Source organism: Herbiconiux flava, from assembly GCF_013409865.1.
In the GTDB taxonomy this organism is placed as follows: domain Bacteria; phylum Actinomycetota; class Actinomycetes; order Actinomycetales; family Microbacteriaceae; genus Herbiconiux; species Herbiconiux flava.
Genome location: NZ_JACCBM010000001.1, coordinates 3032837 through 3052770 on the forward strand (window position 1 = coordinate 3032837; position 19934 = coordinate 3052770).

At 73.5% G+C, this 19934-nt stretch carries 18 protein-coding genes; 6 read left to right on the forward strand and 12 right to left on the reverse strand.

All coding sequences use genetic code 11. The features are described from left to right. Positions 1-82: 82 nt before the first annotated feature. Complete coding sequence (locus tag BJ984_RS14530) at positions 83-388, forward strand: hypothetical protein (RefSeq protein ID WP_218870086.1); 306 nt, start codon at positions 83-85, stop codon at positions 386-388. Positions 389-424: 36 nt separating this feature from the next. Here BJ984_RS14530 and BJ984_RS14535 read toward each other — a convergent pair whose 3' ends face one another. From BJ984_RS14535 to BJ984_RS14545, 3 genes are all read right to left on the reverse strand, one after another. Continuing rightward, positions 425-727 (reverse strand): helix-turn-helix domain-containing protein, encoded by a 303-nt coding sequence (locus BJ984_RS14535; protein WP_179548603.1) that lies wholly within the window; start codon positions 725-727, stop codon positions 425-427. Positions 728-812: 85 nt separating this feature from the next. Further along, on the reverse strand, positions 813-3503 hold the full coding sequence (locus tag BJ984_RS14540) for an ATP-grasp domain-containing protein (protein WP_179548604.1): 2691 nt from the start codon (positions 3501-3503) through the stop codon (positions 813-815). Next, entirely contained in the window at positions 3500-4072 is a 573-nt protein-coding gene (locus BJ984_RS14545; protein ID WP_179548605.1) for an SRPBCC family protein, read from the reverse strand. The genes BJ984_RS14540 and BJ984_RS14545 overlap by 4 nt, the downstream gene beginning before the upstream one ends. A gap of 148 nt (positions 4073-4220) precedes the next feature. Between BJ984_RS14545 and BJ984_RS14550 the strand changes: the two genes are divergently transcribed. Beyond that, complete coding sequence (locus BJ984_RS14550; protein ID WP_179548606.1) at positions 4221-4511, forward strand: hypothetical protein; 291 nt, start codon at positions 4221-4223, stop codon at positions 4509-4511. A 126-nt stretch (positions 4512-4637) separates the two neighbouring features. Here the strand turns inward: BJ984_RS14550 and BJ984_RS14555 are convergent, their stop codons facing one another. Further along, positions 4638-8411, reverse strand: coding sequence for a TM0106 family RecB-like putative nuclease (locus BJ984_RS14555; protein WP_179548607.1), 3774 nt, complete (start codon positions 8409-8411; stop codon positions 4638-4640). Between the two features lie 134 nt (positions 8412-8545). Here BJ984_RS14555 and BJ984_RS14560 point away from each other — a divergent pair, with 134 nt between their 5' ends. Further along, on the forward strand, positions 8546-9361 hold the full coding sequence (locus BJ984_RS14560; RefSeq protein ID WP_179548608.1) for an SDR family NAD(P)-dependent oxidoreductase: 816 nt from the start codon (positions 8546-8548) through the stop codon (positions 9359-9361). 36 nt (positions 9362-9397) lie between these two features. Here BJ984_RS14560 and BJ984_RS14565 read toward each other — a convergent pair whose 3' ends face one another. Next, a complete protein-coding gene (locus BJ984_RS14565) occupies positions 9398-10042 on the reverse strand; it encodes a TetR/AcrR family transcriptional regulator (protein ID WP_179548609.1) in 645 nt (214 codons plus the stop codon). Positions 10043-10148: 106 nt separating this feature from the next. Here BJ984_RS14565 and BJ984_RS14570 point away from each other — a divergent pair, with 106 nt between their 5' ends. After that, positions 10149-11645: an MFS transporter gene (locus BJ984_RS14570; protein WP_179548610.1), complete on the forward strand. Its 1497-nt coding sequence runs from the start codon at positions 10149-10151 to the stop codon at positions 11643-11645. A gap of 91 nt (positions 11646-11736) precedes the next feature. Here BJ984_RS14570 and BJ984_RS14575 read toward each other — a convergent pair whose 3' ends face one another. Both BJ984_RS14575 and BJ984_RS14580 read right to left on the reverse strand, forming a co-directional pair. Further along, positions 11737-12528, reverse strand: coding sequence for a PhzF family phenazine biosynthesis protein (locus BJ984_RS14575; protein WP_179548611.1), 792 nt, complete (start codon positions 12526-12528; stop codon positions 11737-11739). A gap of 81 nt (positions 12529-12609) precedes the next feature. Further along, positions 12610-13254: a hypothetical protein gene (locus tag BJ984_RS14580; RefSeq protein ID WP_179548612.1), complete on the reverse strand. Its 645-nt coding sequence runs from the start codon at positions 13252-13254 to the stop codon at positions 12610-12612. Positions 13255-13413: 159 nt separating this feature from the next. Between BJ984_RS14580 and BJ984_RS14585 the strand changes: the two genes are divergently transcribed. Next, complete coding sequence (locus tag BJ984_RS14585) at positions 13414-14541, forward strand: NAD-dependent epimerase/dehydratase family protein (protein WP_179548613.1); 1128 nt, start codon at positions 13414-13416, stop codon at positions 14539-14541. Between the two features lie 22 nt (positions 14542-14563). Beyond that, positions 14564-15835 carry a M18 family aminopeptidase gene (locus tag BJ984_RS14590; RefSeq protein ID WP_179548614.1) on the forward strand — a complete coding sequence of 424 codons (1272 nt, stop codon included), beginning with the start codon at positions 14564-14566 and terminating at the stop codon, positions 15833-15835. 73 nt (positions 15836-15908) lie between these two features. Here BJ984_RS14590 and BJ984_RS14595 read toward each other — a convergent pair whose 3' ends face one another. The 5 genes from BJ984_RS14595 to BJ984_RS14615 form a co-directional block, all read right to left on the reverse strand. After that, the gene (locus BJ984_RS14595) at positions 15909-16520 is read right to left on the reverse strand and encodes a hypothetical protein (RefSeq protein ID WP_179548615.1); all 612 of its coding nucleotides are present in this window, start codon (positions 16518-16520) and stop codon (positions 15909-15911) included. A 128-nt stretch (positions 16521-16648) separates the two neighbouring features. After that, positions 16649-16906, reverse strand: a complete 258-nt coding sequence (locus BJ984_RS14600; protein ID WP_179548616.1) for a hypothetical protein — start codon at positions 16904-16906, stop codon at positions 16649-16651. Between the two features lie 116 nt (positions 16907-17022). After that, complete coding sequence (locus BJ984_RS14605; RefSeq protein WP_173181323.1) at positions 17023-17697, reverse strand: alpha/beta hydrolase family protein; 675 nt, start codon at positions 17695-17697, stop codon at positions 17023-17025. Beyond that, entirely contained in the window at positions 17694-18497 is an 804-nt protein-coding gene (locus tag BJ984_RS14610) for an alpha/beta fold hydrolase (RefSeq protein ID WP_179548617.1), read from the reverse strand. The genes BJ984_RS14605 and BJ984_RS14610 overlap by 4 nt, the downstream gene beginning before the upstream one ends. Before the next feature lie 72 nt (positions 18498-18569). Continuing rightward, complete coding sequence (locus BJ984_RS14615; RefSeq protein ID WP_179548618.1) at positions 18570-19931, reverse strand: NAD(P)/FAD-dependent oxidoreductase; 1362 nt, start codon at positions 19929-19931, stop codon at positions 18570-18572. Positions 19932-19934 lie beyond the last annotated feature (3 nt).

A 19934-nucleotide genomic window follows, 5' to 3' on the forward strand; every position in this document is an offset into this window, starting at 1 on the left:
GCACTTCCGCGTTCTCTCCACAAGCACGCCCCCACGGCCCCCGACCGCCCCCACCGTCAGTGGCACCCGGTGGGGTGGAGCCATGACCACCACACCCATCACCCGCCCCAGAACCGGCACCCTCGCCTACCAGGTCCCGCTCCGCCTCGACCGCCGCGGCGCCCCCGACCGCTACCTCCTCCGCAACGTCGGCGACGAGCCGCTCCGGGGGCTCTCGTTCAGCCTGCTCGGGGCCGGCCTCATGCGGGCCACCGCCCCGCTCCTGCTCGCGCCGGGCCAGGAGGTGCGGCTGGGCATCCGCGGCGCCACGCTGCCGCTCACGGCGGTGCTGGTCGTGCGGTGGTTCCGGCCGAACGGCGATGAGTACCTCTGGCGGGTGAGCTTCTGAGCGGGCTCGCCCGCCGGGGGCGTGCTGCGTCTCCGGCTAGGAAGTGCCGCCGGTCTCGCGGGCGCGGATGAGGTCGGCGACGGTGACCTTGTGCGGCCGCTCGGGCAGCATGTCGGGCGTCATCCCGTCGATCAGCACGGCGGGGTTGAGGTTCAGGGCCCCGGCGATCCGCAGGATGGTGTGCAGCGACGGGTTCGCCTGCCCGCGCTCGATCTTGCCCAGGTTCGTGAAGTGCAGCCCCGCGAGCTCGGCGAGTTCCATCTGGTTGATCGCGAAGCGCTGGCGCTCCTCCCGGATGCGGGTGCCCAGCAGCCGGGCCGCATCGGAGTTCGAAGTCACACCCCATGCCTACCTGCCCCATGCTCAGGCAACCAGAGCGAGCGAAGCACATGCGTTCCCGACCAACGCGTTCCGACCGCTCAGCTCACAGTCCCTCGCGTGCGAGGAGCGGCACCGCCACCCGCGTCAGCACGACCTCGAGCACGCCCCAGGCGAGGCGGCGGCGCCACGGCAGGTGCCGCACGAAGACGGCGGTGTACTCGAGTTCGGCCTCGCCTCCGCGGTAGCGCTTGAAGTCGGCGACCCCGCTCGAGGCGTGCAGCTCTGCGCCCTGGTCGTGGGCGCGGCGGGCGACGAGCCAGCTGAGCATCCGGTACAGCCCCGTCTCGGGCGGGAGAGCGGTGTCGTAGCCGAAGACGGGCGCGGCGAGGAAGCCGTGCGCGGTGCGCGTGCCCATCACGCCGTCGATGCGCCCGAAGGCGGTGCCGATCTCGGGGTCGGGGTGGTTCTCGGGGTCGGGGTGGTTCTCGGGGTCGGGGCCGCCCCGCTTCACCAGGAGTGTGAAGTCGAGGAAGCCGCTGCGCTGCGCCGCCGCGACGAACTCGGGCGTGTAGGCGGGGTTCAGCGGCGAGTACTTGTCGAGGTAGAGCATCCGGTACAGCTCGACGATGCGCTCGCGGGTCGGCCGGTCGGACGCGCCGGTTCGGGGGTCGATAGGCGCCGGCACGGCCTCGTAGCCGGAGGCCTCGAACAGCTGCCGGTCGCGACGCACGTCGCGCAGCGCGAGCCACTCCCGCCCGCGCGTCGGAACGAAGAACACGCTGCGCGACGGCAGCAGGCGGTAGCCGCTCCGTCGCAGCACCTCGGGCAGCAGCATCCCGCGACCGTGCACGCTTCGGAACCCGATCGCGCGGTCCGGATGCTCGCGCCGCAGCCGCACGGTCACCTCCGTCACTTCCCGCTGCCCCAGATCGGGCAGCAGATTCGTCGACACGAGCCCGTTCCCGATCAGCACCACGTCGTCGGCCCGTCCCGCGTCGAGCACTGCGCCGAGGCCCCGCAGCAGCAGAGTCGCGGCGCGCCGCATCCCGGCGGACCGCAGCTCGCCGAGCTCCTCGCGGGCGTAGTCGACGTAGTGGGTGAAGGGCGAGACGACGTAGCTCTCGGTCGGTGCATCGGCGGAGGTGATGGCGCCACCGTGTCGACGTCCTCGGCGGTCGTCCTCGCGCGTGGCGTGCCTCGATCGCGAGCGGTGCGTGGACACCGTCAGCGGCAGCTCGTACCGCCCCACCCGCACCGTCTCGAGTCCGGCGGTCGCGTTCGTCACCGCGGCGGTGACCCCGCCTTCGTCTGCGATCGCGGCCGCGAAGGCTCGTGCCCACCCGCGGCTCCCCTGCTCGTCGCCGGCACCGAGCAGTGACAGCGGCTCGGCCGGCGGGCCGCCCGACGACGGACCCGGGACGATGGGCTCGCCGTTCCACTCCAGGTCGTGGGTCGATGCCGCCAGCAGATCGACGTGGGCGCGACGGCTCTCGCGCAGCTGCACCGCGAGCGACCGCGCCAGGGACGCGAGAGGGAGGCGATCCTCGGGCGGACGCAGAGCATCCGGGTATCGCAGTTGCTCGGCGTAGACCTTGAGCCGCTTCAGTCGATTGCTGCCGGCTTCAGCGGGGGCGCCAGTGAGTGGCGGGTACATCGCGTGGGGCAGGCCCAGGCGACTGGTGGCGCGGGAGGCTGCGATCGCCGGCAGGCGAGCATCCGGTGCCGACGCCGACGCCGGCGCAGACACAGACCCAGACGCCGACGCGGACGAGGACGCGGACGTGGCTGTGACCGGCGATTGCGGGAAACCGAGCACGGACTGCGGGAGGAACGCGCGGGCGAGGTGGTCGGCGGGAGCGAAGAGGTGGATGCCGCTCGTCGCACGCGGGTTGCACTCGAGCACGACGACGGACGCGGCGGCGTGGCCGGGGCGGTGCATCAGGTCGAGGCCGAACTGTCCGGTGAGGGTGAGGGCCTCCGCCAGGCGCTCGGAGATGCGGCGGGCCTCTCTCGCCGGTGCGGTCGACGGGTCGAGCTGCTCGAAGGCGACACCCGCGCCCGTGTCGCCGCCGCGGCCCGCCCGCCAGACCGGGCGGTAGGCCACGAATGCCGTGAGGCGACCCTCGAGCGCGACCGCGTAGGTGCAGAACTCGGTGCCGCTGACGTGCTCCTGCAGCACCCATCGCTCGTCGAGCGTGACGCGCGGGAGGGTCGGGAGGGGCTGGTGCGGCGCGATCATCTGCGTCCGGGTGCCGAAGCGCGAGAAGGCCGGTTTGAGTACCAGGCCTGCGGGACCCTCGGCGCCGTCACGACCCCGTGCGCGCTCGCGGGACCGGGCGCGGTGACGCCAGTCGATCGCGGAATCGACGACCTCGGTCGCCGGGTGCGGTAACCCCAGCTCGGCCAGCAGGGCGGCGAAGTCCGCCTTGTCGTGCAGGCGGCGCAGCACGTCGATCGGGGGCGCGAACAGCATCCGCCCGAGCGCGGACGCCGATCGCGTCGCAGCTCCTGACGTCTCCGCATCGACCGCTGCAGCGAGCCAGAACGTCTCCTCGCAGGTGGGGATGACCAGATCGACGACGTGGCGGCGGGCGATGCCCGCGACGGCCTCGGCGAACTCCACGGGCCGGAACCGCGGCGACGGAACGCGGTAGGCCGCCGAGACGGCCCTCGACGCCGAGCTGATCGAGGTCTGGCTGTCGGCGACGATCACCCTCACGCCCTCGTCGGCGAACCGCCGGGCGAGGTCGAGCGTGGCGGGGGCCCGCGCCCCCGTCAGCAGCACCGTCGTCATGGTGCCGGGCGCGGGCCGCCCGTGGGGTCAGCGCCGTCACCGCTCGGCGCGGCGGGGGGTTCGTAGCCGTCGGTGCCGTGGGCCGCCGCGACGCAGACCGCCATGCTGCGGCGCATGGAGGCGCGCCAGACGGGGCCGATGAGGTGGGCCACGGCGAAGCGGCGGCCGGGCAGGGGGCGGAAGCCGTAGGTCCAGCGGATGCGCGAGCGCTCTCCCGCAGGACCGGCCGGCTCGAAGCGCCAGCGCGCCTCGGCGTCGGAGACGAGGTGCGCGAGGGTCTTCGTGTAGTCGGTTACGGTGTAGTCGAAGCGGCCCACCGCATCCGGAACCAGGGGCGGGTGGTGGACGTCGAGGTGCTCGCGGAAGCGGCTGCCGTCGGACAGGTGGACGGTGCGGGCGCGGCCCGGGGTGTCCCACGGGCCGGTCGCGTCGGTGACGCCCGTCACCCCGGGGAGCACGAGGAAGCGGTGGAAGAGGGTGCTGTCGTCGCGCGGAACGACCCGGGCGAAGGCGACCGCGGCGGGCACCGCCGTCTCGCCGACGGTCTCGAAGAGCACGAGCTGCTGCATGTGCTCACCGTAGCGCGGGACGGCGGATGCTCCCCGGATGGCACGGGTGGCGGGACCGGTCGCTCCGCGGATGTCGTGGGTGGAGGGACCGGTCGCTCCGCGGATGTCGTGAGTGGGCGAGACCCGAGCCCTCCCCTACGCTGTGGGCATGCCTTCGTACCGCGTGACCATGATCGTCGGATCGCTCGAGCTCGGCGTGCGCCCCGAGGAGGTGCTGCCGACGCTGACGCAGGCGATCGCCGACTTCACCACCGTCGAGGCGTCGGACGTGACCGTCGTGAAGGGCGCGCCACGTGTCGTCGTGCGGTTCACCGCCGACACCGACGAGGCCGCTTACCTCATCGCCGAGCAGGGCGTCGACGGCTCCCGCGTGTCGGTCGAGCCGATCGCCTGGCAGCTGACGCGCCGGGTCGGCGGGACCTGGGAGCTCGTGCAGTAGTCGCGTCCCCGCTCGCTCGATCGCCGCACCGTCCCGTTCGTCGGTGACGGGCGGATGCTCGGCACCCGCGGAGGACCGCTCGTCCTCGGTGGTGGGCTGATGCTCGGCCGCGCCAGCGGCCCGGGTCTACGACGTCGGCGGGTGGGTGAGGCGGAGGAACGCCGAGAGGGTCGCCAGCTCGGACGGGTTCAGAGGCAGGTGGTCGGTGAGCGCCGGCGAGTAGACGAGGTGGGCCGCCCACTTGGCGCGGGAGATCGCCACGTTGAGGCGGTTCTTCATGAGGAGGAAGGCGATCCCGCGGGGGACGTCGGCCGCCGAGGACGCGGCGAGGGAGACGATCGCCACCGGAGCCTCCTGGCCCTGGAACTTGTCGACCGTGCCGACCCGGACGCCCGGGAAGCCCGCCGCCGTGAGGTGCGCTCGGAGGCGCTCGACCTGGGCGTTGTAGGGCGCCACCACGATGATGTCCTCGGGCAGCAGCGGGCGGCCGGTGGCGTGGTCTGAGAGTGCAGGCTCGGCGGGGTCGTACCAGGGGCGGCCGACGGCGTCGCGGACGAGGGCGACGACGCGGTCGGCCTCCTCGGGGGAATCCGTCGAGTTGCCGTGGTGGAGCACCGGGTGCAGGTGCAGGCCCGGGGCGACGCCGACGAGGGAGCGGGCCGTGGTCGCCGTGGGCTCCGCGTGCAGCTCGCCCTCGTAGGAGAGGGCGCTGACCGGAGCGCAGACCGCGGGGTGCATGCGCCAGCTGACCGCCAGGAAGTAGCCGAGCTCCGGCGGCAGCACGTCGTGGCCCTCGGTCAGCCAGCCGAGCGCCGAGGAGTCGACCGGCTCGGGGTGGGTGCCCTGGGTGACCTGCGGGAGCTGCTGCGGGTCGCCGAGGAGGAGCAGGTTTCGGGCCGCGACACTGACGGCGATGGTGTTCGCGAGCGAGTACTGGCCGGCCTCGTCGACCACGAGGAGGTCGAGCTCCCGGCGGTCGATTCGGGTGGGATTGGTGAAGTCCCAGGCGGTGCCGCCGATGACCGCACCGGTGCCGTTCGCGGAGGCGGCGTCGAGGAAGCGGCGGTGGGCGTTCTTGGCCAGGGGGGTGAACCGGGCATCCGGATTCTCGCTGACCTTGCCGACGAGCGAGGGGTCGACGCCGGCGCCCACGATGGCCGTGAGCATGTTCTCGACGACGGCGTGGGACTGGGCGACGACCCCGACGCGCCAGCCGTGGTCGCGCACGAGGTCGGCGACGACTCGGGCGCCGGTGTAGGTCTTGCCGGTTCCGGGTGGGCCCTGCACGGCGAGGTAGGAGTCGTCGAGGGCGAGGAGGGAGTCGAGGATGGCGTCGATGGCGCCTCGCGGATGCTCGGCCACCGGTTCGAGTGGGCGACCGTCATGGCGTCGGGGGGCCCGACGGCGGAGGATGTCGACGGCCGCGTCGTTCGGGAATGCCGGGAGGGAGTCGGCGAGGGTGCGGCCCCACTCGGCGATGGCGTCCTGCAGGGAGGCCGTCTTGGGCGGGGCGGCCGGGGCGACGGCGACCGGGAGGGCGTCGTAGGGGTCGGCGCCGACGGTGAGGGCCTCCTCGAAGACGTACTGGGTGACTCCGTTCGGGAGTTCGCGCACCTCTCGCAGAACGGTGCGGGCGTGGGCGACGCGGTCGGCGGGGCGGGTACGCGGGGCGGGCCACGGATGCGGGGGGTCGTACACGAAGAAGCGCCCGTTCGCGCCCGGCTCGAGCCGGCTGCCGGGAGCGAGCGTGCCGCGGAGGCGGAGTTCGCGGCGGTCGGCGCGCTGGCCGGCGTTGCGGTACCAGGGGCGGTCGACGACGGCGGTCTCGACGGCGAGCACGTCGCGGGTGTCGGCCCACTCGTCGAGGGGCTGCTCGAGGCGGTCGAAGTGCTCCCACCAGAAGGACTTGTCCTCGCGGCGGTGGTAGTCGATGGCGGCGGCCGCCACGGCGACGGCCAGCTCGTCGGCGCTGCGGCCTGCGGCGGCCGGATGCGCGGGGTCGCGCTTCTCGGATGTCGGGGCCGTGGCGGCGAGGGCTGCGGCGTGGGCCATCAGGTCGCGGTGGAGGGGGCTCTCCTCGAACTCGAAGGACGCGGGGTCGTCGGGGTCGGGGACGCGGCCGGCGGACGCGGCCGGGTCGACGAGGGATGCCGCGTCGAGGAGGGTGGCGGGGTCGTGGGAGGCGGACTCGCCGAAGGCAGAGGCGCCGGAGGGGTAGGCGCCGGAGGGGTAGGCGCCGGAAGCGGCGGCGGCTGAGGCGGCGGCGAGGCGGGAGGGGGCGAGCGGGCCCGTGTCGAGGGCTGCGGCGCGGGCGAGGAGCCAGTCGCGGAGGCGGAGGGTCGAGAGGCAGTCGTACTCGTTGTAGTCGGCGATCTCGGCGAGCTGACGATCCGCCGCGAGAGCCGCGGCGGGGTCGGTGCGGCCCGCGTCGCGGAGCTCGGTGTAGTGCACGTAGGCCGTGATCGAGTCGGCGCCGTTGGTGACCTCGCTCTGGCGCAGCTGCTCCCCCATGTACAGCGGTTCGAGCTTCTTCAGGCTGTACGAGCGGGAACTCACGCGCACGCTCTTCTTCACGACCGGGTAGAGGTCGACCAGCACGTTGCCGCGGAGGAGCTCGTCGAGCTGCTCCTCCCCCACGCCGTGGCGGGCGCAGAGCATCTGCAGGTGGGCGCGCTCGTAGTTGGCGTAGTGGTAGACGTGCAGGCCGGGGTGGTCGCGCAGGCGCGAGGTGACGTGGTCGAGGAACGCGCGCAGCGCCTCCTTCTCCTCGGCGTAGGAGTGCGCCCAGTACGGGAGGAAGACCGTCTCGCCGGGGCCGTCGGGGTCGTGCTCGATGAGGCCGAAGAGATAGTCGAGGCCCCAGTCGGCCCCGTCGCCCTCGGAGTAGAGGGGGTCGCCCTCGAAGTCGAAGAAGATGTCGCCCGGGTCGGGCTCGGGCAGGCCGTCGAGCGCCGTGGTGTCGTAGACGCGGGCCGCCAGGCCGTGGCGGCCGTCGCGCTGCATGCGTGCCTGGTCGCGGAGGTTCTCGAGGGTCGTGGCCGGCAGGCCCTCGACCGGGCCCTCGGACAGGGCGAGCTCGTCGAGCGTCGCGACGCCGGACGCCAGCAGCTTGGCACGCTGAGCCACTCGGATACCCGCGACCAGCAGCAGGTCGTCGTGCGCCTCGACCTCGGGCGCGCAGACCTCGCAGCGGCCGCAGATGGTGTAGCGGGGGTCGCCCCACTGGACGGCGGGCTCGTGCATCCGCTCGTCGAGGAGGGCCTCGAGGCGCCGCCGCCGATCGAGGTAGACCGGGAGGATATCGCGCAGCTGGTGGGTGGAGCGGCTGCCGTCGCCGAGCAGCAGGTGCACCTCGTCGCCGAGAGGCACGTCGAGGCGGTCGAGCTGGTCGGCGTAGGCGGCGAGCTGCAGCAGCGCCGTGATCTTCGCGTGGCGCGCGAGCTTGGTGTCGTAGACCTCGTAGCGGTGGGGGGCGGATGCGGTGGGCGAGTCGGGCTGGGCGGGCGCCCTGACCAGGAAGTCGGCGAAGCCGAGGAAGCGGCCGTCGAAGAAGGTGGCCTGGAAGACGACGTCGGCACCCGCCCGCAGCGCGTCGAGCGTGTAGCGCTGGTGCTCGAGCAGGGCCTCGGGGGTGGGGCGCTCGGGCCGCGGGATCTCGGCGACTCCGCGCGGGTTCACCCCGTCGAAGGGGCCGTAGAGCTCGCGGAAGGCCTCGAGGGTGCGCAGCTCGTGGGCGTCGCCGAGGCGGGCGGTGCGCTCGAGCATCTCGTCGACCACCTCGGGCACGGGCTCGATGCGGCCGAGCTTGGCGTCGAGGCGACGCACCAGGGCGAACTCGCAGACCGCCGCGGCCGTGAGGTCGGTGGCGCTGTAGAGCACGCGGTCGCCGGCGACGATCATGGGGCCTCCCTGGGGTCGGGTTCAGGGTAGTGCGAGCCTCCGACAGCGAGGCGCTGACGGCGGGCCGATGACAGCGGCCCGGGATAGGGTGCGGAAGGATCGCCGGAAGAGGCGACGGGACGAGGAGCAGGCGCATGGCGGGCAAGATCATCGTGATCACGGGTGCGAGCGACGGCATCGGGGCGGCGGCGACGCGGGCCCTGAGCGAGCGGCACACCGTGGTCGTCGTGGGGCGGTCGGCCGAGAAGACGCGGGCGGTCGCCGAGTCGGTGGGGGCCGAGTGGCTGCTGAGTGACTTCTCCCGCCTCGACGAGGTGCGGGAGCTCGGCGCCACCCTGCTCGAGCGCTACGAGCGCATCGACGTGCTGGCGAACAACGCCGGTGGCATCATGGGCCCGCGCACCGAGACCGTCGACGGACACGAGCTGACGCTTCAGGTGAACCACCTCGCGCCGTTCCTGCTGACGCAGCTGCTGATGCCGCGGCTGCTCGATAGCCGTGCGAGCGTGATCGCCACCTCGAGCATCGCGCACCGCTACGGGTCCTTCGACTTCGACGACCTCGAGGCGCGACAGGGCTACCGGCCCGAGCGCGCCTACGGCACGGCCAAGCTCGCGAACCTGCTGTTCGTGCGGGAGCTGCACCGGCGGTTCCACGACGAGGGCCTGTCGGCGGCGGCGTTCCACCCGGGCGTCGTGTCGACGAGCTTCGCCGGGCAGACCAACAGCGCGCTGCGGCTGGTCTACACCTCCGTGCTGAAGCGGCTGCTGCGCACCCCCGAGCAGGGCGCCGAGACCCTCGTCTGGCTCGCCGCGGGCACCCCGGGCATCGACTGGGAGAGCGGCGCCTACTACGTCAAGCGCGCGCCGGCGGCGATCCGCAGCGGGGCCGACGACCCGGCTGTGGCCCGCGCGCTGTGGGAGCACACCGAGGCGCTGCTCGCCGAATAGCGGGCGAGCGGATGCGCGGCGGCGGTCGCTGCTCGCTCAGGCGCGGGAGGCCGAGAGACCGACCGCCGGCAGCACGACGCCGTCGATGATCGACAGCAGGTACTCGCGGTCGACCGGGCGCTGCGTGACGAGCAGGCGGTAGGCCGTCATCGACGGGGCGACCAGGGCGATGGTGGGGATGTCGACGTCGGCCGAGATCTCGCCGCGGGCGACGGCCCGCTCGAGCAGCCGGCGGTTGACCTCGGCGCGGGGCGCGACGATGGCCGAGTTGATGGCGTCGACCAGCTCGGGCGAGCGGGAGAGCACCGACATCAGCCCGGCCATGACCTGCATCTTGCGGTCGGCCTCCTCGAGCGTGCGCGGCTTGATCATCGCCACCAGGTCGCCGCGGAGAGTGCCCGTGTCGGGGAGGTTGTCGAGATCGAGGTCGCGCGACTTCATGCACGCCACCGCGTCGACCACGAGCTCGCCCTTGGACGGCCAGCGGCGGTAGAGCGTCGCCTTGCCCGCCTTGGCCCGGGCGGCGACCATCTCCATGGTCATACCGTCGTAGCCCTCCTCGGCGAGCACCTCGATGGCCGCGTCGAGGATCTCAGGGTCGCGCGAGTGGTCGCGGCGACGGCCGGGGCGGCCAGGAGCGGGCGCAGGGGTGGGCGTGGAGTCGATCAGGTCGAGCGGCATCGTCGCAGCTCCTCCTTCGGGTGTCGGATTGGACACTCTGATTGTTTCACGACATTTACAGAACTGATGGTATCCGAAACTGATTGGTTCCGTATATAGTCCCTCCATGCCTGAAAATTCTTCGCGCCGCTGGCTCACCCTCACCACGGTCGCCCTCGCCCAGCTGATGGTCGTGCTCGACGCCACCGTCGTCAACATCGCCCTGCCCTCCACGCAGGCCGACCTCGGCTTCTCCGACGGCGACCGCCAGTGGATCGTCACCGCCTACTCCCTCGCCTTCGGCAGCCTGCTGCTGCTCGGCGGCCGCCTCTCCGACCTGATGGGCCGGAAGCGCGCCTTCATCATCGGCCTGATCGGCTTCGCCGCGGCCAGCGCCCTGGGCGGTGCCGCCGACAGCTTCGGCCTGCTCGTCGCGGCCCGCGCCCTGCAGGGCGTGTTCGGCGCGCTGCTCGCCCCGACCGCCCTCGCGGTGCTCACCACGACGTTCACGATCCCCAAGGAGCGGGCGCGCGCGTTCGGCATCTTCGGCGCGATCGCGGGCGCCGGGGGTGCCGTGGGCCTCCTGCTCGGCGGACTGCTGACCGAGAACTTCAGCTGGCGCTGGAACCTCTACATCAACGTCGTGATCGCCGTCATCGCGATCGTAGGCGCCGTGATCTTCGTGAGCACGCCGAAGCGCGAGGGTGCCCGGCCGAAGCTCGACCTGCCGGGCACCGTGCTCGTCTCGGCGGCGCTGTTCGCCCTGGTCTACGGCTTCTCCAGCGCCGAGACGAACGACTGGGACTCGCCCTTGACCTGGGGCATGCTCGGCGCGAGCGTCGTGCTGCTGGTGGCGTTCGTGCTGTGGCAGCGGCGGGCCGCGCATCCGCTCCTCCCCCTCTCGATCGTGCTCGACCGCAACCGGGGGGCCGCCTACAGCTCGGTGCTGATCGCCGGTGCGGGCATGTTCGGCATCTTCCTGTTCGTCACGTACTACCTGCAGACGACGCTCGGGTACACGCCCATTCAGACGGGGCTGTCGTTCCTGCCGATGATCCTGCTGCTGATCACGGCGGCGCAGCTGTCGACGAACATCTTCGTGCCGCGGTTCGGTCCGAAGGTGATGGTGCCGATCGGCATGGCGCTGGCCGCGCTCGGGATGGCCTGGCTGACGCACCTCGACGTGACCGCCGTGTACGCGCTCGACGTGATGCCGCCGCTGATGCTGCTCGGGCTAGCGATGGGCACGATCATGCCGGCGTCGATCCAGACCGCGACGCTCGGGGTCGACCGGCAGTTCGCCGGGGTGGCCTCGGCCATGGTGAACACCTCGCAGCAGGTCGGCGGGTCGATCGGCACGGCGCTGCTCAACACCCTCGCCGCGACCGCCGCCGCGAACTACTTGGCCGACAACCTGCCGGCGACCGCCGAGGTGGCCGCGCAGGCCGCCGTGCACAGCTACGCCACCGCCTACTGGTGGGGCGCGGGATTCTTCGCCGTCGGTGCCGTGATCGCGGCGCTGCTGTTCCGGCGCAAGGGGCAGGGCGTGACCGTGGGGGTAGCGGTGCCCGAGGAGCGGGCCGACGAAGCCGTGGCCGAGCCGGCGCCCGCGATGGGTCACTGAGTTTCGGAGCCGCCCGAACCGGAGCCCCCCGCCGCGGCGTCACACGTCGCGGGTGCGGGGCTCCGCGCGTCCGGGGCCGAGCGCCTCGGCGTCACACGTCGAGAGTGCGGGGCTCCGCGGCTGCGGTGCGGCCGCCCACCTCGACGTCGCCACCCGGGAGCACCCGGGTGAGCAGGCGCGAGCCGAGGCCCTGGTCGATCGCGAGGTCGCGGCCGAGACGGGCCGTCAGCGCGACGGCCGCCGAGCCGGTCGCCTGATCCTCCGGCACGCCGAGCGCGGGGGCGAACATCCGCGATCGCAGGTGGCCGGCGGCTTCGTCGATGAAGGCCCAGGCGTAGTGCCGCCCGTTCGGGAAGCCGGACGGGTCGAGAGCGTCGACCTCGGCGGGCGAGGCCAGTCGGGTGAAGGCGAAGTCGGGTGCCCAGGCGGCACGGCCGGTGATCCAGACGAGGTCGCCGGTGTCGCGCACCGCCACCGGGCCGGCCGGGGTGTCCAGGGCGACGACGGGGGTGCCCTGCCGCGCCAGCAACCACGCCGTTCCGACGCAGGGGTGGCCCGCGAACGGCAGCTCGGTCGCCGGTGTGAAGATGCGGATGCGCGCCCGGCGGCCACCCGCAGCCGCAGTCGCGGCCCCGGCCACCGTCGACACCCCGTCCGAACCCGTTCCCCCGGCCGCACCCGCTCCCCCGGCCGTGCCCGACCCGCCGCCGCGCTCGATCAGCTCGTCGAGGAAGACCGTCTCGCTGAACCCGAGGCCGGTCGCGATCCGCTGCTCGGCACCCCGCGTGCGCTCGCTCGAGCGGATGATGCCGAGCGGGTTGCCGTGGCCGCCGCTCTCGTCGGTGAACACGGTGACGACGTCGACGGAAAGGCTGGTGCTCATCCTTCGAGTGTGGTCGGGCAGAGGCGGTGGCTCAAGGTGCCACCGCAGGGCTCGTGGCCTGGCACTCGCGAGACCGGGCGATCAGGCCTTGACCGCGATGTTCTGCGCGATCGGCACCCAGCCGGTGCCGACCGTCATGTACTCGGTGTGCAACCACACGCGGGTGCCCTCCGCGCCGAGGCGGAGAGTGGCGCCGTGCGAGCCGAAGGAGTCGGGCGAGAGGCACACCGCCTCGGGCTGCGACACGCTGAGCGAGGGCACCGGCAGGGTGGGCGCCGCGGTGGTCGGCGGCCCGAAGCCCTGCGAGACGGCTGCCGGGGTGGAGGCCGCCGCAGAAGCCGCCGCCGAGGCCGAGGGCGTCGGGGTCGCACCCGGAGCGGCGGTGCCCGCACCGGCCGGCGACGGTGTGGGCGACGGGGTCGCGAGCAGATCGGCCGGTGCCGGTGCCGCGATGAAGCAGATGTCGTCGGCCGAGGTGGCTCCGACCCAGAACGCGGTGCCGTCCTGCTCGGCGAGCAGGCGCACGCTGGAGTCGACGAGGTCGGCGTCGACATCCGGCACGACCGGCGGCACGATGTGGCCGGAGACGGGGGTGCCCCGGTCGAGATGCGCCATGCGCGACAGGGCCGCCGTGGGGCTCGCCGCGCATCCGCTCAGCAGCACCGGCACCAGCGCGACGACCGTCAGCCCCAGGGCGATCGACGCGCCCGCCCCTCGCCCGTGCATCCGCTCCCTCTCCGGTCCGCCGCTCGGCGGATCGCTCCGACCCACGACCGTAGCCCACGAAACCGACCGTCAGCTTCACGCGGGCCGCCGGGCGAACGCCGCGCTCTGCCGTCGGCAGACAGGCTGGATCGGGGCGGCCGGAGAGGGTTGACTCGCAGCATGGTCGAACGGGTGCTGGTGCTGGGTGGGTCCGAGTTCGTGGGGCGGGCGGTCGTCGAGGCCGCGCTGGCCCGCGGCTCCGAGGTGACGGTCGTGAACCGGGGGCGGCAGCCGGCGCCGGCGGGGGCGAGGTCGCTCGTGGCCGACCGGCGGGTTCCGGATGCTCTCGCCCGCGCCTTGGGCGACGAGCTCGCCGCTCCCGCCTCCGAGGGCTACCGCTACGATCTCGTCGTCGACACCTGGTCGTGGGAGCCGGAGGTCGTGCGGGAGAGCGCCCGGCTGCTCGAGCCCGTCGCGGAACGGTACTGCTACGTCTCGTCGCGCTCGGTGTACGCCGAGCCGGGCGCGGGGGCGGACGAGACCGCGGCGCTGGTGCCGGTGCCCGAGGAGGACGACGGCGACTACGCGGGGCGGAAGGCGGGCGGCGAGCGGGCGGTGGAGGAGGCGTTCGGCGCGCGGGGGCTGCTGGTGCGGCCCGGGCTGATCCTCGGGCCGTGGGAGAACGTGGGACGTCTGCCGTGGTGGCTCGGGCGGATGGCGCGGGGCGGGGAGGTGCTGGCGCCGGGTGAGGCCGGGGCGGGCATCCAGTACGTCGATGCGCGGGATCTGGCGTGGTGGCTGCTGGGGCTGCCGGCGGCGGTGCCGGTGCCGGTGGCGGGGGCTGCTGTGCCGGTGGCAGGGGTGGCGGGCGCTACGGCGCCGAGGGCCACGGACTCGGGAGTGACTGGAGCAGGTGCGAGGCGGAGTCTCGCGTTCGACGCGGTGAGCCCCGTCGGCCGGCACACGATGGGCGAGCTGCTCGAGGCCTGCGCCGCCGTGGCGGGATCGGGCCCGGCCGTGCAGCTGACCTGGGCGCCCGAGGACGTGCTGCTCGCCGAAGGCGTGGAGCCGTGGATCGAGCTGCCGGTGTGGCTGCCCGCCGGCCCCGACCACGACGCCCTGCACGGGTCCGACGTGTCGAGGGCGCTCGCCACGGGGCTGACGTTCCGGCCGCTGGCCGAGACGGTCGCCGACACCTGGGCGTGGCTCGGCGAGCGGGGTGGTGTGCCGCCGCAGCGGGCCGACCGGCCGGCGCTCGGCCTCTCGCCCGAGAAGGAGCGCCGCGTGCTGCAGCGGCTGCGGCACTGACCCCGGGTGGTTGGATGGGGGGATGATCGACACCGCCACGCACATCGACGACTTCGCCGCCTTCATCCGGGAGTCGCCGTCGTCGTACCACGCGGCCGCCGAGACGAGGCGGCGCCTGATCGAGGCCGGCTTCACAGCCCTGGACGAGGCGGACGAGTGGCCGCGGGAGCCCGGCCGCTACGTCGTGGTGCGCGACGGCGCCGTGATCGCCTGGGTGGTGCCGGAGGGCGCGACGGCGCTCAGCGCGTTCCGGGTGCTCGGCGCGCACACCGACTCCCCCGGCTTCAAGCTGAAGCCGAAGCCCACGACGGGCTCGAACGGCTGGCTGCAGGCCGGCGTCGAGGTCTACGGCGGCCCGCTGCTGAACTCCTGGCTCGACCGGGAGCTCGAACTCGCCGGGCGTCTCGTCACCCGCGACGGCGTCGAGCACCTCACCCGCACGGGTCCGTTCCTGCGCATCCCGCAGCTCGCCATCCACCTCGACCGCGACGCCAACACCGGGCTCACCCTCGACCGGCAGCGGCACACGGCGCCGGTCTTCGGGGTGGGCGACGCGAGCCAGGCCGACCTGCTCGGAATCCTCGCGCGGGCGGCCGGTGTCGAGGTCGAGGAGGTCGCGGGCTACGACATCCTGACCGCCGACACCGCCTCGCCGGCCCGCTTCGGGCTCGACGCCGCCCTGTTCGCCGCCGGGCGGATGGACAACCTCAGCTCCGTGCACGCGGGCCTGGCGGCCCTCCTGACGGTGGGGCTCGAGGGCGACACGGTCTCGGTGCTCGCCGCCTTCGACCACGAGGAGCTCGGCTCCGAGTCACGTTCCGGCGCGAGCGGTCCGCTGCTCGCCGAGGTGCTCGGGCGGGTGCAGAACGGTCTCGGCGCGAGCGAGGAGGAGCGGGCGCGGGCGTTCGCCGCCTCGTGGTGCCTGTCGTCCGATGCGGGGCACTCCGTGCATCCGAACTACCCCGAGAAGCACGACCCGGTGAACCGGCCGGTCGCGGGCGGCGGCCCGCTGCTGAAGATCAACGCGAACCAGCGCTACGCGACGGATGCGCACGGCGCCGCGCTCTGGCGCCGGGCGTGCGAGCGGGCCGGGGTCGACTACCAGGAGTTCGTGTCGAACAACACGGTCCCGTGCGGGTCGACGATCGGGCCGCTCACGGCGACGCGGCTCGGCATCCGCACGGTCGACGTCGGGGTGCCGCTGCTGTCGATGCACTCCGCGCGCGAGCTCGCGCACGTCGACGACCTCGTGGCGCTGTCGGCGGCGATCGGGGCGTTCTTCGCCGGAGCCTGAGGGTCAGGCCGTGCTGCCGGCCTCGTCGCGCGGGCCGCGGCACCCCAGGCTCTGACGCGCGGGGGCGTGAGGCTCAGGCCGTGCCGCAGCGCGAGATGCTGCGCAGCGTCACCGTCGTGCCGTCGTCGCCGGGCGAGACGATGGCGGTGAGTGGCACGAGGTTCAGCCCGATCAGACGGATGCTCGTTCCGCCGTCGTCCCCCTGCGCCTCCGTGACGACGCTCCACCCCTTCGCCCCGTACGAGTCGGAGACACTCGCCGCCCACGCCGCCGGGTCGAACCCCGGAGCCATGGTCAGCACCCGCTCGAGCTCGTACTGCCGGCGGTCGCTCTCGTCGACGCACGGTTCGACGACCGAGGAGTCCTGAACCGAGACCGGCGGCGCCGGCAGGGTGGCCGTCAGCTCGTCGGCCTGGGCCGTCGCCTCGGCGGTCGCCCCTTCGAGGGTCGTGGGGGCGGATGACCGCGAGGTCGTGAGGCCGATGACGACGGCCACCACGAGCACGATGCCGATGCCGAGCCAGACGAGCGTCGCCGGCCGGAGCAGCCCGGCCCATGGCTCGCCCTTCGGCGGGATGACGGGCAGCTTCCGGCGCGGCAGCAGCCGGAACCCGTCGAGGGCCGAGGCGGCGGTGGGCTCCCGGCTCGGCAGCTGGGGGTCGCGGGGCGCGCGGTCCTCGGGCATCGGGCCCCTTCCGTTCTCGACGGCCCGATGCTACCGGAGCGCCATCGGAGCCGGCTGAGCGGTGCCCGCGGGCCGCCCAGGCGGGGCCGGGGCCGGCCCCAGGGTAGGGGCTAGCGGCAAGGTCGGGCCTAGCCGTCGAGCGTGCCCGAGTCGTCGCTCGAGGTGGGGGCGGGCGTCGGGAAGTCCGACTCGGCCGGCGCCGGCGTCGAGGACTGGAACGGCGACGGCGTGATGTCGTCGTCGGGGGCCACGGGCGTTCCGGACGAGGTGCGCTCGGGATACGGCGTCTGCGCGTCGGCATCGCAGCCGGTGAGCCCGACGACGGCCCCGCTCGCGAGCAGGGCGGCGGCGGAGAGGGAGAGGATGCGGTGGCGGAGGGTGGTCATGGGTCGTCCTTCCAGGGCGGGGTCTCCTCCCAGCAAACCCCCCGGAACGGGGGCTCGCCAGGAGGCTGGACAAACCCGGCCGGTCGCCATGACCGCGAGCGCGACCAGGTAGCGGGTCACGGCCGGGCCGCCGCCTCGACCGTCACCGCCAGCGTCGTGGCGTGCCGGAGCACCCGGAAGTGCCCGCCCACCCGCACCTTCACGTTCTCGGCCCCGGGCAGCACGCTCGACTCGGGGATGATCGGGTCGTACTCGCCGAAGACCGAGGTGATGCGGTCGTTCACCCGGTCCTCTTTGTTGAGCAGCACGGTCAGCGGGTCGCTGGCACGGAAGGCGCGGAGGGTGCGGTTCGGCGCGAAGTCGGCGTAGCGGGAGCCCGAGAAGGGAGTCGCGATCGCGACCATCCGCACGAGGCGACGGTCGGGGTCGAGCTCGAGCATCGCGTACTTGCCGATCAGCCCGCCCTTGCTGTGCGCGGCGATGAAGACGTCGTCCAGGCCGTTCTGCCGCACGAAATCGGCGACCACGCCGGCGCTGTCGATCACGGGCCGGCGGTTGTGGCGCAGGGCCTCGATCACGAACACCGGATGCCCGCGCCCGTGCAGCGCCTCGATGACCGGCGCCATGAAGTGCCAGGTCTCGTACACCCCGGGGATGACGATGCACGGACGCTCGGTGCCGGTCTGGAAGTCGGCCGGGTCGGAGCGGGAGGCCATCCCGGCGAGCTGGAGGCCGGCGGCGGTGGCGTAGTCCTCGACGAACCAGCGGGCACGGGCGACGAGGCCCGTCACCCGTGCACCCCGGCCGCGCGCTCGGGCCGGTGCGCCTGCGCAGGCCCGTGCACGGGCGCCTGCCCGTGCGGGTGCTCGTACTCGGCCGCGAACTGCTCGATCGAGGCCGCCACCGTGCGGGCGGCCGAACGCTGCACGACGTGGCCATGGCCCCGCACCTCCAGCAGGCGTCCGTCGGCCGCGACCGCGGCCAGCTCCCGGCACCACGGTGCCCGGGCGATCGGATCACGGCTGCCGCGCACGACCAGGACGGGCGCCTGCACGGCGGCGACCGCCTCCGTGGTGGGGTACGTGAGCATCGGCCCCAGTTCGGTGAAGAACCAGCGCACCCCTGTGCGGAGGTAGTCGGTCACGACGATCGCGTTCGTGCCGAGCGGCTCGCAGAAGGTGTCCGCCGCCAGGTCGAGCGCCTGCTGCCACGCCGTGGGTCGCGCCGGATCGGTCACGGGCCCGATCAGCACCAGGGCGCCCACGAGGTCGGGTCGGCGGAGCGCCAGCTCCAGCGCGAACTGCACCCCCATGGAGTGCCCGACGACGGTGCACCCCGACAGGCCCCGGGCGTCGAGGGCGGCGGCCACGACCTCGGAGTGGTCGGCGACCGAGAAGGGCCGGGGCGGGCGCGGGGTGCCCGCGAAGCCGGGCAGGTCGAACGAGAGGGTCAGGCGGCTGTCGGAGAGCTCCTCCTGCAGCCGGTCGCTGTAGCGGTGCGAGACGCCGATACCGTGCAGGATGACGACCGCCGACGGCTCACCGGGCGTGCCGGCGGAGGGGCCGGATCGCGGCGCGGTCGTGCCGGCCATGTCAGCCGACAACGACGGTGCCTGCCGCCGACTCCCTGCCGCTGGTCACCGGGGTCATCCTGGCGGGAGGATTCACGAGGACTTCCGCTTCTTCGCCGCTGCGGCGGCGAGCGCCTTGAACGACCCGTCGAAGGCGCGCTTCGGGTGGCGCACCGCCGGAAGGGCGACGAGCTCGCGGCCGGCCACGGCCTCCGCGATCCAGCCGAGCAGCACGCGGGTCTTGCGGCCGAGGGTGGGCAGGGCGAGCAGGTGGTAGCTGCGGTGGGCCAGCCACGCCGGCAGGCCGTTCAGGCGCACTCCCTTGATGTTCGCGGCGCCGTCGCCGATGCCGTAGCTCGCCACGGTGCCGAGCGAGACGTGGCGGTACTCCTCGGGCTCCCGGCCGGCCAGGTCGGCGAGCACGTTGCGGGCCGCCACGGGACCCTGCCGCATCGCGTTCTGCGCGTTCGGCGGGTAGTAGGCGGGCTGCGATTCGGCGGTGAGGTCGGGGATCTGGGCGATGTCACCGACGGCCCAGACGCCCGGAACCGGCGTGCCGTCCTCGCGCACCACGCGCAGCGAGGCGTCGGCCATCAGGTGGCCCTTCGGCCCGCGCGGCAGGTCGGTGGCGTCGAGCACGGGATTCGGCTGCACCCCGGCCGTCCAGATCACGGTGCCGGCGGCGAAGCTCTCCCCCGTGCTCAACTCGACGACCGCGTCCTCGACGCTCTTCACCGTCGTCTCCAGCCGCACGTCGATGCCCTTCTCGCGCAGGTGACCGAGGGTCCAGCGGGAGAGCTCCGGGCCCACCTCGGGAGCCACCCGGTCGAGGGCCTCGACCAGCACCCAGCGGATGTCCTTACGGGACAGATGGTCGTGCTGGGCGACGGCCTTCACGCTCAGGTCGGCCAGTTCGGACAGCCCCTCGACCCCGGTGTAGCCCCCGCCTACGACGAGGAAGGTGAGCGCCTTCGCGCGCTCGGCCGGGTCGTCGGTGCCCGCCGCGCGTTCGACCTGCTCGATCACGTGGTCGTGCAGGAAGGCCGCCTCCTCCACCGTCTTGAAGCCGATGCCGTGCTCCTGAAGCCCAGGCGTCGGGAAGACCCGTGAGATGGCTCCCATCGCGACGATCAGCTCGTCGTAGCCGAGCGTGGACTCGGAGCCGTCGGCCGCGCGGAGCGACACGCTCCTCGAGCCGGAGTCGACACCAGTGACCGAGGCCTGCAGCACCCGGCAGCGGCGGAGTGTGCGGCCGAGCGGCACCGTGACGTCGCGCGGGGCGACGTGCCCGCCCGCGACCTCGGGGAGCAGCGGCTGGTAGGTCATGTAGGTGTTCGGGTCGACGACGGTGACCTCGAGGTCACGGTCGACGTGCCGCTGCAGCAGCCGGGCCGCCATCAGGCCGCCGTAGCCGCCGCCGAGGATCAGCACTCGGGCGATTCCGCCTGTTCTCATGGT

Bases quoted from the DNA above. Each gene is read 5' to 3' on its own strand.
- BJ984_RS14530 (WP_218870086.1), top strand. From the start codon at position 83: ATGACCACCACACCCATCACCCGCCCCAGAACCGGCACCCTCGCCTAC.
- BJ984_RS14540 (WP_179548604.1), bottom strand. From the start codon at position 3,503: ATGACGACGGTGCTGCTGACGGGGGCGCGGGCCCCCGCCACGCTCGAC.
- BJ984_RS14545 (WP_179548605.1), bottom strand. From the start codon at position 4,072: ATGCAGCAGCTCGTGCTCTTCGAGACCGTCGGCGAGACGGCGGTGCCC.
- BJ984_RS14550 (WP_179548606.1), top strand. From the start codon at position 4,221: ATGCCTTCGTACCGCGTGACCATGATCGTCGGATCGCTCGAGCTCGGC.
- BJ984_RS14555 (WP_179548607.1), bottom strand. From the start codon at position 8,411: ATGATCGTCGCCGGCGACCGCGTGCTCTACAGCGCCACCGACCTCACG.
- BJ984_RS14560 (WP_179548608.1), top strand. From the start codon at position 8,546: ATGGCGGGCAAGATCATCGTGATCACGGGTGCGAGCGACGGCATCGGG.
- BJ984_RS14565 (WP_179548609.1), bottom strand. From the start codon at position 10,042: ATGCCGCTCGACCTGATCGACTCCACGCCCACCCCTGCGCCCGCTCCT.
- BJ984_RS14570 (WP_179548610.1), top strand. From the start codon at position 10,149: ATGCCTGAAAATTCTTCGCGCCGCTGGCTCACCCTCACCACGGTCGCC.
- BJ984_RS14575 (WP_179548611.1), bottom strand. From the start codon at position 12,528: ATGAGCACCAGCCTTTCCGTCGACGTCGTCACCGTGTTCACCGACGAG.
- BJ984_RS14580 (WP_179548612.1), bottom strand. From the start codon at position 13,254: ATGCACGGGCGAGGGGCGGGCGCGTCGATCGCCCTGGGGCTGACGGTC.
- BJ984_RS14585 (WP_179548613.1), top strand. From the start codon at position 13,414: ATGGTCGAACGGGTGCTGGTGCTGGGTGGGTCCGAGTTCGTGGGGCGG.
- BJ984_RS14590 (WP_179548614.1), top strand. From the start codon at position 14,564: ATGATCGACACCGCCACGCACATCGACGACTTCGCCGCCTTCATCCGG.
- BJ984_RS14595 (WP_179548615.1), bottom strand. From the start codon at position 16,520: ATGCCCGAGGACCGCGCGCCCCGCGACCCCCAGCTGCCGAGCCGGGAG.
- BJ984_RS14600 (WP_179548616.1), bottom strand. From the start codon at position 16,906: ATGACCACCCTCCGCCACCGCATCCTCTCCCTCTCCGCCGCCGCCCTG.
- BJ984_RS14610 (WP_179548617.1), bottom strand. From the start codon at position 18,497: ATGGCCGGCACGACCGCGCCGCGATCCGGCCCCTCCGCCGGCACGCCC.
- BJ984_RS14615 (WP_179548618.1), bottom strand. From the start codon at position 19,931: ATGAGAACAGGCGGAATCGCCCGAGTGCTGATCCTCGGCGGCGGCTAC.